Here is a 13,063-nt window from a genome sequence, read left to right on the forward strand (position 1 = left end):
CACCAAGCGACATAGGCGATGAGCATGCCCGACTCTGGAACGGACCGGCGCATGCTCATCGCCCGTCTATGCCGCATCGAGGGCCAGGTCCGTGGTCTGGCCCTCATGATCAGCAGGGACGATCCCTGCGTCGACATCCTCACGCAGGTAAGCGCCGTCACCCACGCGCTCGACTCGCTGGCTCTGAAACTCCTTCACCAGCACCTTCACCGATGTGCGTCGCGCCCAAACATTGATGCTTCTGAGCTGGCCGGGCAAACGCACGAGGCCGCGCTCGCGATCGCGGGGCTGCTCCACCCACCCGGAGCCGTGACCGAAGTCACACCCACCCTGATCGAATCTTGACCCTCGCTTGATCGCCTGTCCGAGCAGACCGATGAAGCATGGTGAGCGTGAATCGTCATCCAGCACCACCCGTCCGCGACACAGCCATCGCCACGCGCCCGGCCATCACCCTGGTCACCAGCGAGGGATGCCACTGGTGCGAGGACACCCACGCGGATCTGGACGAGCGCGCGGCCAGCGGAGTGCTGCACCTCGACGTGGTGCCCGCCGACTCCGACCGAGGACGCGTACTGCTGTCGGAACACCGGCCCCAGATGTTCCCCCTCGTCCTGCTGGACGGCGCGTTCTTCAGTTCCGGCAGGATGCCGCGCCGGAAGCTGGACCGCGCGCTCGCCTCGAGAGGTGCGGTTCATGGGATCTGAGCTGCTCGCCACCGGCAGCATCCTGGCCGCGTTCTTCGCCGGTGCAGTCGCCCTGTTCGCGCCCTGTTGCATCGTCTTCCTGGCGCCGTCCTACCTGGCAGCGGCGGTGAAGAACAACCGCTGGCGCCTGTTGCCACTCACGTTCGTCTTCGCCGGCGGCCTGGCCCTCGTCCTCGTCCCGATCACCCTCGGCGTGAGCCTGCTGGCTGGCGCCATCGCGAAGTACCATCAGGTGCTCTACTGGGCTGGCGGACTGCTCATGATCGGGCTTGGTCTGCTGGCCCTGAGCGGGCGGATGTGGTCGATGCCGTCGGTGCTGCGGGCCCCGGACGCTAACCGCGGTGATACCGCCACGTTCTTCAGCCTCGGCGTCTTCTCGGGCATCGCGTCCAGTTGCTGCGCCCCTGTTCTGGCCGGCGTCATGACGTTGTCGGCGTTGTCCGGTAACCCGGCCGGTGGGCTGCTGCTGGGGTTGGCCTTCGTGTTCGGCATGGTCGTGCCGCTGTTCGTGATGGCGCTGGTGTGGGACGCGGCGCGAGTCCGGGAACGGGGCTGGGGCAAGGCCCGCCCGATTCGGCTGAGCGTGGCGGGCCGCACCTTGCGCACCAACACGGTGAACCTGCTGGTGGCCGTCACCTTCATCGTGATGGGCGTGTGGGTGATCACGCTGGCGGGCGCGGCGACGATGACGGGATCGGGGAACTGGTTCCAGCGGGCAGCCGGCGATGGGGTCACCGGGGCCGCGCAGACCACTCTGCGGTGGCTGTCCCCGGTGCCCGAGCCGCTCCTGGGCATCGGGTTGCTGATGCTGGTCGGCCTGCTCGTCTGGTTCACCCTGCGTGACAGGCGGCGTCCGGCCCCGCTCACCGGACCGGACACCACGGCAGCGGAAGCACCGTCCTGCCACGACACCACAGCTACAGTGAGGGACTGACCATGCCAACCAAGGACACCACCACCATCAGCCGACGAGACCGCCTTCACAGATTGCAGGTCCAGCAGGCGTCGCGCCAGAGGCGTCTGCAAGTGTGGATGCGGCTCGTCACCGGCGTCGTCACCCTGGCCATCATCGGAATCGTGACCTATGGCCTGTGGAGTGCCCAGCCCGAACAGGGTGAGGCCTCGGGCAAGGCACCCGGGTTCAGCCTCGCCACGACGGCTGGCACGACCGTGTCGCTGTCGGACTATCGGGGCAAGCCGGTGCTGCTGTACTTCAATGAAGGCGCCGGATGCGGCTCGTGCACGCAGCAGATGGCGGCCATCGAGAAGGAGCCCGGCTTCAAGCAGGCTGGAATCGTCGTGCTGCCGATCGTGATGAACACCCGCGAGCAGATCCAGCCCGACCTGGACACCTTCTCGGTCACCACCCCGTACCTGCTGGACGATGGCACCGTGTCAAAGGCCTACGACACCCTCGACAAGGGGATGCACCCCGGCCTGCCGGGTCACGGATTCGTCCTCATCGACGAGGACGGGAACAAGCTGTGGCACGGCAACTACCCGTCCATGTGGCTCGAACCGGGCTCGCTGCTGCAGGAGGCCACGAGTCGGCTGTGACGCCGAGTGAGCGGTCCCCCGCCGCCATCGGCGTATGCTGGGCGACTGGCGAAAGGAGGCCACCGCGTGGCACACGGATCGCATGCAGCAGTCGAGGCATCGACCCGTCGCACCTTCGCGGTGATCAGTCACCCCGACGCAGGCAAGTCCACCCTGACAGAGGCGCTGCTGTTGCACGCCCAGGTGATCGGTGAGGCCGGCGCCACCCACGGCAAGGCGGGACGCCGCGCCACCGTGTCGGACTGGATGGACATGGAACGCGCTCGCGGCATCTCCATCAGTTCCTCGGCGCTGCAGTTCAGCCATGGCGGGGCGCTGTTGAACCTGGTGGACACCCCCGGCCACGCCGACTTCTCCGAGGACACCTACCGGGTGCTGACCGCCGTCGACTGCGCCGTCATGCTGCTGGACGCCGCCAAGGGCATGGAGACCCAGACCATGAAGCTGTTCGAGGTGTGCCGGGCCCGGCGCATCCCGATCATCACCGTCGTCAACAAGTGGGACCGCCCGGGCCTGGAGGCCCTCGAACTGTTGGACGAGATCCAGGTGCGCACGGGCATGCGTCCCACTCCGCTGACCTGGCCCGTCGGCATCGCCGGCGACTTCCGGGGAGTCGTCGACCGCGCTACCGGCGACTTCATCCGGTTCACCCGCACCGCGGGCGGCAGCACCCTGGCAGCGCAGGAACGGCTCAGCCCCGAGCAGGCACTGGCTGAGGTCGGGCCGGACTGGACGACGGCGCAGGAGGAGCACGAACTGCTCTCGGCTGACGACTACGACCATGACCAGGACTCCTTCTTGGCCCAGGACTCGACCCCGGTGCTGTTCACCGCCGCTGCCCTCAACTTCGGCGTCGGCCAGTTGCTGGACGTCCTGGAACGCCTCGCCCCCTCTCCCAGCCCCCGTCCGGACACCCAGGGCCGGGTCCGCGAACTCGACGCCCCGTTCAGCGCCCAGGTGTTCAAGGTGCAGGCCGGGATGGACCGCGCCCACCGCGACCGCCTCGCGTTCGCACGGGTCTGCTCAGGCAGCTTTGAGCGCGGTGAGGTGGTCACCCATGCCCGCACCCGACGCGGTTTCGCCACGAAGTACGTGCACAGCGTCATGGGTCGCGGGCGCGAAACCCTGGACACTGCTCACCCGGGCGACATCATTGGCCTGGTCAATGCCGGCGACCTGCGTGCCGGGGACACCCTCCACACCGGTCCGGCGGTCAGCTTCCCACCCATCCCGCCCTTCGCCCCCGAGCACTTCCGGGTGGCGAGCCCCCGGGACCCGTCGCGGTGCAAGCAGTTCCTGCGCGGCATCGACCAGCTCGACCAGGAGGGCGTCATCCAGGTGTTGCGCTCCGAGCGTCGTCCCGGCAACGCGCCGATCCTCGCCGCGGTGGGCCCGATGCAGTTCGAGGTGGCCGCCCACCGCATGGAGAGCGAGTTCAGTTGCCCGGTGCTGCTCGAGAACCTGCCCTACACCCTGGCCCTGGCCACGACCGCTGCCGACGCCCCTGTGGTGGAACTACGCCAGGGCGTCGAGGTGGCGGCCCGTTCCGACGGGGTCCTGCTGGCCCTGTTCGCCGATGAATGGCAGGTGAAGTGGGTCAGGCGTGATCATCCGGAGGTGCTGTTGGAGGCCATTGGCCCAGGACTGCCCCCCGGGACCGCGCCCCGGCAGTGAAAGGCGATGTGCCAGCGCGCCGAGACACCGCGGCCCGGTAGCGTGGGGCCGAGGCAAACCGCCGCTGGAAGGAGCACGACATGGCTGATGAGTACCCCGGTCTGGGCAAGGTGCTGGTGATCATTCCCACCTACAACGAGGTCGAGAACATCGAGCCCATCGTCAGGCGGCTGCGCACGTCGGTGCCCGAGACCCACATCCTGGTGGCCGACGACAACTCCCCCGACGGCACCGGCCGCCTGGCCGACGACCTGGCCGCCGCCGACGACCACGTCCACGTGAACCACCGTCGCGGCAAGGAGGGGCTGGGTGCCGCCTACCTGGACTCCTTCGAGTGGGCCCTGGAACAGGGCTATGACGTGGTGGTGGAGCACGACGCCGACGGGTCCCACCAGCCCGAGCAACTCCCCCGTCTGCTCAAGGCCCTGGTCGAGGGCGCCGACATGGTCAAGGGGTCGCGCTGGGTGCCGGGCGGCTCCATCGTGAACTGGCCCAAGTCGCGGGAGTTCCTCAGCCGCGGCGGATCGCTGTACATCCAACTGATGTTGGGCATGCCGATCAAGGACGTCACCGGTGGCCTGAACGCCTTCAAGGCGCCGGTGCTGCGTGACATCATCAGCGGCGGCGCGATCGACCGGCAGGGCTACGGCATCCAGCGTGACCTGACCTGGCAGGCCTACCAGAAGGGGTATCGCATCGTCGAGGTGCCGATCGACTTCATCGAGCGTGAGCGCGGCGATTCCAAGATGGGCAGCCACGTCGTCAAGGAGGCGATCAAGTCAACGACCCTCATGGGCCTGCGGCATCGCGGGGGTCAGGTCAAGCGCTTCTTCAACCGCCTGCGCGGCCGGCGGGAGCTCGACGCCGGCTGACGGACCGGGAGTTGTCCACAGCCCTGTCCACAGCTGGGGAGAACTACACGGATGTCATTCACCGGACACGCAGCTGGCGAGACCGTCGCTCGTGACGGACTCCCAGGCCTCAGCCTCACCCTCGGCCTCCCACTCCTGCCACGCCACCTCATAGGCGGCTTGGACCGGGTCGCCGAGCGACCTGATTGCCTGCTGTTCTGAATCCACGGTCCTACTCCCAATCGGCCAGTGATGCCCGGGCCGAGTCGACCTCGGCCAGGATGTCGTCGGAAGAGCGGTAGCGCTGCACGGGGTGCGACATGATCGCCCGCACCGCCGACGAGGCGCGGCCCGCCGCGCGGCGCACCCGGAAGGTTTCCGGGTGCCAGCAGGCGCCCAGCACCGAGTAGCCCAGGTCGCCCAGCGCATTGAACATCGGACGATACGGACCCACCGCCTCCGGCTCGTCCACCAGGGACTGGTTGGTGACGTGCTGCAGTTCGAGCAGTTCGTAGTAGAGGTGGCGTCGGTCCTCCGCGGCGCGCGGGGTGGTCACCTCGCCGGCCGCCAGGGCCCCGAGCACCGGGTCAATGGCCACCACGACGCGGCGGCCCTGACCCCGGGCGAAGAGCAGTGAGAGCCCCCGCCCGACCAGCGCCAGCACCGCGAAGGCCACCGCCACGGCGACCACGGTGTCCAGGGCACGCTCCCCCACCACGGCTGCCGGGTCGACCGCCGGTGCGGCAGCACTCGCGATGGTCAGCGCCAGCGGGGTGATGAAGGTGACCGCCATGGCGTAGTTGCGCACCACCAGCAGTTCGATGCAGAACTGCAGCACGAACATCAGCGCCGCCAGCCACAGGCCTTCGGGGTTCCAGGTGATCACCAGCCAGTAGACGCCCAGGCCGACCGCGGTGCCCAGCAGTCGCTGGATGCCACGCACGAACTGGGAACTGCGCGACCCGCCCTGGTGCAGCACCAGCATCGCCACCGCGGCGGCCCAGTAGGGGTGGTCGACCCCGACCAGCAGCGCGATCGAGCCGGCGATGGCGATGGCCAGCCCCACCCGCAGCCCGATCAGCAGCATCGGCGAGGGCCAGCGCCCCCCGCAGCAGGTAGCCGGCCTGGGGCCGGCCGAGGGACGAGTCACGCAACTGCTCGGTGCTGAAGTCGGCGAACTGGGAGGCATCGGGGGCCTCCTCGCCCTGGGTGGCGCCCAGGGGTGCACCTCAAGACCGGCCAACTCCCCCGAGAGCTGGGCCTGGCGACGCTCATAGCGCGACTGCGACTGCTGCAGGTCGACCAACAGCCCGACGATGTGGCGGTCGCGCGGCCCGCTGGCCCCGTCCCGCACGGTCGTCCAGGCGTGGTGCAGCGACTGCGAGGCCAGCGCCCGGGCCTCGGCCAGCCCGTCGCCCTCGGCCCGTTCGAATGTGTCCAGCGCGGCGGTGGCCGCGGCCAGGGATCGGCGTTCCCGGCCCGCGGGGGGCCCAGGTCAGGTCGAGCAGGCCGACCACGACGGCCAGCAGACCACCCAGCGCGGTCATCGCGATCACCCGGGTCGGCGGCTGGCCGTGTTGGGTCATGTAGGCCCCGACCCCGGCGACCAGGACGAAGAAGTACGAGCCGGGTGGGCCCACCTTCAACGCACCACAGGCGATGGCGGCGACCACGAAGACCGGCCCGGCCACGACGATGGCTGCCTTCAGCGCCACCGGCCAGCGGCCGGAGACCTTGTTGACGGCGAGAACGGGGTGCACGAGGTCAGTGTGCTACTCCGGGCGAACATGGGATGGCTGCGCTGCGGGTGCCGACAGTGCAAGGATGCTCAGCAGACATTTCCCCGACTCGTCAGGAGACAGCATGCGCATCGCGGTGCCACGCGAGGTCAAGGACCAGGAGAACCGGGTGGCGCTGACGCCCTCGGGTGCCCACCACCTGGTCGAGCACGGGCACAGCGTGGCCGTCGAGTCCGGTGCCGGCACCGGGTCGCGGTTCAGCGACGAGGAGTACCGCGAGGTCGGGGCCGATGTCGTCGCCGACGTCGACCGGCTGTGGGGCGAGGCCGAGCTGGTGCTGAAGGTCAAGGAGCCGCAGGCCGAGGAGTTCCGGCACCTGCACGAGGACCTGACCCTGTTCACCTACCTGCACCTGGCCGCCGACAAGCAGTTGACCGAGTCGCTGCTCGACTCGGGGGTCAACTCCCTGGCCTACGAGACGGTGCAGCTGCCCGACCGCACCCTGCCGCTGCTCGCCCCGATGAGTGAGATCGCCGGACGACTGGCCCCCACGGTCGGCGGCTACCACCTGCTCAGCTCCGAAGGCGGACGAGGGGTGCTGCTGGGCGGTGTGCCCGGTGTCGCCCCGGCCAATGTAGTCATCCTGGGCGGTGGTGTGGCCGGTCGCCGGGCCGCCGAGATCGCGCTCGGCCAGCGGGCCCACGTGACGGTGCTCGACATCAGCCTGCCGACGCTGCGAGCGATCGACCAGCAGTTCAACGGGGCGGTGCGCACCATCGCGTCGAGCCTGATGGCGGTCACCGAGGCCGTGGCCACTGCCGACCTGGTGATCGGTGCGGTGCTGGTGCCCGGCGCGGCTGCACCCAAGCTGGTCACCAATGACGATGTGGCCGCCATGCGGGAGGGTTCGGTGCTGGTCGACATCGCCATCGACCAGGGCGGTTGCTTCGAGGACAGCCGCCCGACCACCCATTCCGACCCGACCTTCCGGGTGCACGAGTCGCTGTTCTACTGCGTCGGGAACATGCCCGGGGCGGTGCCGCGCACCTCGACCTCGGCGTTGACCAATGCCACCCTGCCCTATGTGACCGAACTGGCCGACAAGGGCTGGCGGATGGCCTGTGCGGGCGACCCGGCGCTGGCGCAGGGCCTGTCGACCCACGCCGGCATCCTCACAAACCGGGCGGTCGGGCAGGCCCACGACCTGCCGGCGGTGGAACCCGAGAAGGTGCTGCGCACCCCGTAGTTCACGGCAGGCCGACGGCTCGTCCGATCGCCACCGACGCGGCCCCGAGCACGACGACCACGATGAACGGGGCCTTCAGCCGCAGCGCGACCAGGGCCACCACGACCGCCAGCAGGCGGGAGTCAAGCACCAGCGCCTGCCCCCGGGTCACGGCATTGGTGGCGATCAGTGCCCCGAGCAGGCCGATGGTGGTGGCCGAGGTCACCGCGACCATGGTCGGGTTCTCGAGCACCGACTCGGGCAGCAGGTAGCCGGCGAACTTCGTCGCGAAGGCGATCAGGCAGGCCAGCAGGATCCACCAGGTCATCGCGCACCCCCCGGTACCCGTGCCCAGCGCCAGCCCAACAACGCAGCAACCAGGGCCGCCACCAGGATCGGGGTGCCGACCGGTGCCAGCGGGGTGGCGAGCATCGCCGCCAGTGCCGCCAGGCCGGCGATCGACCAGGCCTCGCGGTTCTTCAGCCGGGGCCACAGCAGCCCGACGAAGGCGGCGACCGCTGCCCCGTCGAGGCCCCAGGCGGCGGGGTCGATACGACTGGTCAGCAGCGCCCCGGCCAGGGTGAGCAGGTTCCAGCCGATGAACACCCCCCAGCCGGTGAGCCAGAACCCCTTGGCCCGGTCGGGTCCGGCCGGTTGGGCCATCGAGACGGCCACCGACTCGTCGATGGTGAGGTGCGCCGCCAACGCGCGGCGCCAGCCGCGGGGGCGCAGTTCGGCGTTCATCTGGGCGCCGTAGAAGGCATTGCGCACACCCATCAGGGAGGCCGCCGAGACTGCAGCCCAACCCCCGCCACCGAGGGCGGCGACGAAGGCGAACTGGGAGCCGCCGGTGAACATCAGCAGGCTGAGCAGTTGGGCCTGGACGACCGACAGGCCGGCGGCCACCGCCAGTACCCCGAAAGAGATGCCGTACAGCGACGTCGCCACGGCCACGGAGAAGGCGGTGCGGGCAACTGGGGTCACCCGGGTGAGTGTAGGCGGTCCCCGCCTCCTGGGGAGACGGGGACCGACAGGGGATCTCAGGTGCGCCGGGTCAGGCGGCTTCCACCTGCAGCGCGACGTGGGCGGTGACACCCTCGTGCAGCTTCACACCGATGGTGTGGGTGCCGACGACCTTGATCGGCTTGGCGATCTGGACAGCACGCTTGTCGACGGAAGGACCGCCGGCCTGCTTGATCGCGGTGGCGATGTCGGCCGGGGTGACCGCGCCGAACAGCTTGCCGGTCTCGCCGGCGTTGACCTGCAGGCTGACGGTGAGGGCCTCGATCTGGGCACGCACTTCCTGGGCGTGCTCCAGGCCGCGGATCTCGCGGGCGTCGCGGGCCCGCTTGATACCGTCGATCTGCTTCTCGGCGCCACGGGTCCACGCGATGGCGTGGCCCTGCGGCAGCAGGTAGTTGCGGCCGTAGCCGTCCTTGACCTCGACGACGTCGCCGGGGACACCCAGCTTCTCGACCGGGCTGGTGAGGATGAGCTTCATCTGTTGTTCCCCCTTGTCAGCGAGCGGTAGAGGCGTAGGGCAGCAGGGCCAGTTCGCGCGCGTTCTTGATCGCGATGGCGACCTTGCGCTGCTCCTGGACCGACAGTCCGGTGACGCGACGGGCACGGATCTTGCCGCGCTCGGAAATGAACTTCCGCAGGGTTGCGGTGTCCTTGTAGTCGATGGTGCCGATCTTGATCGACTTCATCGGGACAATCTTCTTCTTGTTCACAGGCTTGCGCTGTGGACCGGCCATTGTGGTGCTCTCCTTCTGAAAGCCCGGCTCTCGCCGGAATGTGCCTGGGCCCCCTGGTGGTCAGGGGGTATGGACGTGGTGGGTGGATCAGAACGGGGGCTCGTCGGTCTGGGCCTGGGCCCAGGGATCGTTGCCGCCGCCACGGTTGCCACCCTGGCTGCCGGACGACGACCAGTTGTCGCCGCCGCCCTGCTGGCTGCCACCGCCCCAGTTGCCGCCGCCACCCTGCTGGCCGCCCCCGGAACCGGAGGAGGTGCGGGTGACCTTGGCGGTCGCGTACCGGAGCGAGGGACCGACCTCGTCGACCTCAACCTCGAAGACGGTGCGCTTCTCACCCTCACGGGTTTCGTAGCTGCGCGCCTTCAGGCGGCCGGTGACCACGACCCGCATCCCCTTGGTGAGGGACTCGGCCGCGTTCTCGGCTGCCTGGCGCCACACCGAGCAGTTGAGGAACATGGCTTCGCCGTCCTTCCACTCGTTGGTCTGACGGTCGAAGTTCCGGGGGGTCGAGGCCACGGTGAAGTTGGCCACGGCCGCACCCGAAGGGGTGAACCGCAGATCAGGATCGGCGGTGAGGTTGCCGATCAACGTGATGGGAGTTTCGCCTGCCATGTGTGTCTCCAAGTCGGACGTGGATGAGCTCGTGCGTTCAGCCTGCCACGCGGGGCGGACAAAAGCTGCACGCTCTGCTCACCCTGTGGATAACCTCTCGGTTTCCGGGTGGTGCTGAGCTGGGCTCAGTGGGCGTCGGGACGCATCACCTTGGTCCGCATGATCTGCTCGTCGATCGTCATCAGACGGTCCATTTCCTGGACGACGGCAGGCTCAGCGGTCAGGTTCAGCACGACGTAGGTGCCTTCAGGCTTCTTGTTGATCTCGTAGGCGAGGCGACGCTTGCCCCACACATCAACATTGTCGACGGTGCCCTGGCCATCAGTGATGGTCTTCAGGTGCTTCTCCACGAGCGGAGTCACCTGGCGGTCGTCAACGTCGGGGTCAATGATGACCATGACTTCGTACTTGCGCATCGCGTTCTCCACCTCCTCTGGTCTCAAACGGCCACGGGTCGATCCCGTGGCAGGAGGGCGATATGCCTGGCCTCCGCCAGGTGGCGGCGACCAAGCGACCACCTTACCGGTCGGGTGCCCGGGTCTCCAAAGCGCCTGCGCGACACTGGGGCATGGCGTTCCCCCAGCGACTGGACCAATGGCGTGACCTGCCGACCGTGATGACCGCCTCGGCCGAGCTCGCCGTGATCCGCGCGCTCAGGGCCATGCCGGTCGAGCACTTGGGGCAACACCCGGCGCTGTTCGACGACATCGTGACCCGGCTCGACCACTCCCACGCGGGCGGGGGCTCGTTTGGGCTGACCCCTTGGAACGAGGCCGAGTTCCTGGCCTTCGCCGACTGCTCACGGCGGGTCCCGGGTGGCGGGTGCTGGCGGCCGACCGGACGCTGGCCTTCTCATGGAGCACCCCCGCCGTGGAAGAAGCGGTGCGGTCGCTGGAGGGCCTCGCTGTGCAGCAGGGCCGGGTGGCTGGGATCGACCCGGCTCTCCGGTTGTCGGACGGCAGTTGGCTCGAGCTTTTCTCGGGCGACCCGCTCGAACCCTGGTTCGTCCGGCTGCCCGGCGGCGTGTTCACCGGGGAGCCGACGGCACCGGTCGACAATGGGTGAACCGCCCCCCCCCGCAGGCTGCACCGGCGCTCACACCCGGGCCGCGATGTACTCCTTCAGCGCAGCCGCGTCGTTGGGCAGGTCGTCGACGTGGCGGTCGGCCTCGAGCAACCCGGCGAACCGCTGGGGAACTTCGGGTTCGACCCCGGTGGCCTCGACCACCGTCTCGGCGAACTTCACCGGCAGTGCGGTCTCGAGCACGATCATGGGCTCCTCGGCCCGGAAGTCGCGCGCCACGGTGATGCCGTCGGCGGTGTGCGGGTCGACCAGCACACCGTCGGCGTGCAGCCCGCGCATCGTCATCACCCGGTCGGCATGGTTGGAACTTCCCGACAGGAACCCGAACCTCTCACCGAGGGTGGCGAACTCGGGGGTCATCGACAGGTCGAACTCCCCCTCGTTGCCCAATTGGTCGACGAAACGCTTGCGCAGCCGGGCCACGTCTCGTCCGAGCAGGTCGAAGACGAACCGCTCGAAGTTCGACGCCTTGGAGATGTCCATCGACGGCGAACTGGTCTGGGCGGTCTCCGACGAGGCGCGCACCCGGTAGACGCCGGTGCGGAAGAACTCGTCGAGCACGTCGTTCTCGTTGGTGGCCAGCACCAGGTGCTTGATGGGCAGGCCCATCTGGCGGGCGATGTGGCCGGCGCAGATGTTGCCGAAGTTGCCGGTGGGCACGGCAAAACTGACCTGCCGGGTGTCGCGGTCGTCCGACCCCAGGGCACTGGTGACGCGCAGCCAGGCGGCGAAGTAGTAGACGACCTGGGCCACCAGCCGGGCCCAGTTGATCGAGTTGACCGCACCCAGGCGGTGGCGCTGCTTGAACTCCGCATCACCGTTGACGGCCTTGACCAGGTCCTGGCAGTCGTCAAAGACCCCGGCGACGGCGATGTTGTGAATGTGCGGGTCGTCGATGCTGAACATCTGCGCCTGCTGGAAAGGGGTCATCCGCCCCGCCGGCGTCAACATGAACACGTCGATGCCCTCCCGACCCAGCATGGCGTGCTCGGCAGCCGAGCCGGTGTCGCCGCTGGTCGCACCGAGGATCGTCATCGTGGTGCCACGGCGGGCCAGTTCGTACTCGAACAACTGCCCGAGCAGCTGCATGGCCATGTCCTTGAAGGCCGCGGTCGGCCCGTCCGACAGGTGCGCCAGCCAGATGCCGCCGTTCTCGTCGGACGATTCGGGCAGCTTCGAGACCCGAACGACCTCGTCGGTCGCGAACACCTCGCCATTCCAGGCCCGCTCGCAGATGCCCCGCAGGTCGTCGGTGGGGATGTCGTCAATGTAGAGCGACAGGATCTCGGTACCGAGCGCCGCGTAGCCGTCCTCGTCCAGGACGCGACGCCAGCGGGCCAGGGTGGCGGAGTCGACCTGCGGGTAGTGCTCGGGCAGGAAGAGCCCGCCGTCGGGGGCAAGCCCGGTCAGCAGGATGTCGCTGAAGCTTGCCGACTGGCCGTCGAGGTCACGGGTGGAGACGTAGCGCACCCGTCCAGACTAGTCGGCCACCAACCCCAGTTCCGCGGCGATCAGCGTGATCGAGCGGGCCAGGTCGAAGTCGCGGCTGGTCAGACCACCGACGTCGTGGCTGGTGGTGGTGATCGACACCAACGAGTACGTCAGCGTGATGTCGGGGTGGTGGTTGGCGGCCTCAGCGGCCTCGCCGACGCGGTTGACGAAGGCCAGCCCCGACACGAAGTCGCTGGTCCGGAAGGTCGCGCGCAGGCTGTCGTCGACCTGCACCCAGTCGGCCAGGCCGTCCACGGAGGAGTCAGTCATGTCCCCCAGCACATCACGTCGTCAGCCGGGCATGCACTGATCCCACCAAAGCCCCGGGGCAGACATTGGCCTCGTCGGACAACGGTGCGCTCGCCGA

General features: G+C 68.8%; 18 protein-coding genes. 8 read left to right on the forward strand and 10 right to left on the reverse strand.

Going from position 1 to position 13,063, the window contains the following annotated elements; genetic code table 11:
* Positions 1-24: 24 nt before the first annotated feature.
* The 6 genes from ACQE3C_RS09885 to ACQE3C_RS09910 all read left to right on the forward strand — a co-directional run bounded on the left by ACQE3C_RS09885 (position 25) and on the right by ACQE3C_RS09910 (position 4,810).
* On the forward strand, positions 25-345 hold the full coding sequence (locus tag ACQE3C_RS09885; protein WP_434539014.1) for a metal-sensitive transcriptional regulator: 321 nt from the start codon (positions 25-27) through the stop codon (positions 343-345).
* A gap of 47 nt (positions 346-392) precedes the next feature.
* Positions 393-707: a glutaredoxin gene (locus ACQE3C_RS09890; protein WP_434539015.1), complete on the forward strand. Its 315-nt coding sequence runs from the start codon at positions 393-395 to the stop codon at positions 705-707.
* The gene (locus ACQE3C_RS09895) at positions 697-1,641 is read left to right on the forward strand and encodes a cytochrome c biogenesis CcdA family protein (RefSeq protein ID WP_434539016.1); all 945 of its coding nucleotides are present in this window, start codon (positions 697-699) and stop codon (positions 1,639-1,641) included. Before ACQE3C_RS09890 ends, ACQE3C_RS09895 begins: the two co-directional genes overlap by 11 nt.
* A gap of 98 nt (positions 1,642-1,739) precedes the next feature.
* The gene (locus tag ACQE3C_RS09900; RefSeq protein ID WP_434539057.1) at positions 1,740-2,264 is read left to right on the forward strand and encodes a peroxiredoxin family protein; all 525 of its coding nucleotides are present in this window, start codon (positions 1,740-1,742) and stop codon (positions 2,262-2,264) included.
* Between the two features lie 66 nt (positions 2,265-2,330).
* Positions 2,331-3,938: a peptide chain release factor 3 gene (locus ACQE3C_RS09905; RefSeq protein WP_434539017.1), complete on the forward strand. Its 1,608-nt coding sequence runs from the start codon at positions 2,331-2,333 to the stop codon at positions 3,936-3,938.
* Between the two features lie 80 nt (positions 3,939-4,018).
* Entirely contained in the window at positions 4,019-4,810 is a 792-nt protein-coding gene (locus ACQE3C_RS09910; RefSeq protein WP_434539018.1) for a polyprenol monophosphomannose synthase, read from the forward strand.
* 211 nt (positions 4,811-5,021) lie between these two features.
* Here the strand turns inward: ACQE3C_RS09910 and ACQE3C_RS09915 are convergent, their stop codons facing one another.
* Positions 5,022-5,876 (reverse strand): FUSC family protein, encoded by an 855-nt coding sequence (locus ACQE3C_RS09915; protein WP_434539019.1) that lies wholly within the window; start codon positions 5,874-5,876, stop codon positions 5,022-5,024.
* A 184-nt stretch (positions 5,877-6,060) separates the two neighbouring features.
* On the reverse strand, positions 6,061-6,549 hold the full coding sequence (locus ACQE3C_RS09920; RefSeq protein ID WP_434539020.1) for a hypothetical protein: 489 nt from the start codon (positions 6,547-6,549) through the stop codon (positions 6,061-6,063).
* Between the two features lie 103 nt (positions 6,550-6,652).
* Here ACQE3C_RS09920 and ald point away from each other — a divergent pair, with 103 nt between their 5' ends.
* Positions 6,653-7,774, forward strand: coding sequence for an alanine dehydrogenase (gene ald, locus ACQE3C_RS09925; protein WP_434539058.1), 1,122 nt, complete (start codon positions 6,653-6,655; stop codon positions 7,772-7,774).
* 1 nt (position 7,775) lies between these two features.
* Here ald and ACQE3C_RS09930 read toward each other — a convergent pair whose 3' ends face one another.
* From ACQE3C_RS09930 to rpsF, 6 genes are all read right to left on the reverse strand, one after another.
* On the reverse strand, positions 7,776-8,081 hold the full coding sequence (locus ACQE3C_RS09930) for an AzlD domain-containing protein (RefSeq protein WP_434539021.1): 306 nt from the start codon (positions 8,079-8,081) through the stop codon (positions 7,776-7,778).
* Positions 8,078-8,737 (reverse strand): AzlC family ABC transporter permease, encoded by a 660-nt coding sequence (locus ACQE3C_RS09935; protein WP_434539022.1) that lies wholly within the window; start codon positions 8,735-8,737, stop codon positions 8,078-8,080. The genes ACQE3C_RS09930 and ACQE3C_RS09935 overlap by 4 nt, the downstream gene beginning before the upstream one ends.
* 70 nt (positions 8,738-8,807) lie before the next feature.
* Positions 8,808-9,254, reverse strand: coding sequence for a 50S ribosomal protein L9 (gene rplI / locus ACQE3C_RS09940; protein ID WP_434539023.1), 447 nt, complete (start codon positions 9,252-9,254; stop codon positions 8,808-8,810).
* 16 nt (positions 9,255-9,270) lie between these two features.
* Entirely contained in the window at positions 9,271-9,510 is a 240-nt protein-coding gene (gene rpsR, locus ACQE3C_RS09945) for a 30S ribosomal protein S18 (RefSeq protein ID WP_434539024.1), read from the reverse strand.
* An 87-nt stretch (positions 9,511-9,597) separates the two neighbouring features.
* Positions 9,598-10,122 carry a single-stranded DNA-binding protein gene (locus ACQE3C_RS09950; protein WP_434539025.1) on the reverse strand — a complete coding sequence of 175 codons (525 nt, stop codon included), beginning with the start codon at positions 10,120-10,122 and terminating at the stop codon, positions 9,598-9,600.
* A gap of 125 nt (positions 10,123-10,247) precedes the next feature.
* Positions 10,248-10,538, reverse strand: coding sequence for a 30S ribosomal protein S6 (rpsF, locus tag ACQE3C_RS09955; protein WP_434539026.1), 291 nt, complete (start codon positions 10,536-10,538; stop codon positions 10,248-10,250).
* Between the two features lie 406 nt (positions 10,539-10,944).
* On the opposite strand from rpsF, the gene ACQE3C_RS09960 reads away from it, so the two are divergent.
* Entirely contained in the window at positions 10,945-11,187 is a 243-nt protein-coding gene (locus ACQE3C_RS09960) for a hypothetical protein (RefSeq protein ID WP_434539027.1), read from the forward strand.
* Positions 11,188-11,217: 30 nt separating this feature from the next.
* On the opposite strand, the gene thrC is transcribed toward ACQE3C_RS09960, so the two are convergent.
* Positions 11,218-12,675 (reverse strand): threonine synthase, encoded by a 1,458-nt coding sequence (thrC, locus tag ACQE3C_RS09965; protein ID WP_434539028.1) that lies wholly within the window; start codon positions 12,673-12,675, stop codon positions 11,218-11,220.
* Positions 12,676-12,684: 9 nt separating this feature from the next.
* Positions 12,685-12,966, reverse strand: a complete 282-nt coding sequence (locus ACQE3C_RS09970; protein WP_434539029.1) for a 4a-hydroxytetrahydrobiopterin dehydratase — start codon at positions 12,964-12,966, stop codon at positions 12,685-12,687.
* Positions 12,967-13,063 lie beyond the last annotated feature (97 nt).

It is taken from the genome of Aestuariimicrobium sp. Y1814 (assembly GCF_050113895.1).
In the GTDB taxonomy this organism is placed as follows: Bacteria; Actinomycetota; Actinomycetes; order Propionibacteriales; family Propionibacteriaceae; genus Aestuariimicrobium.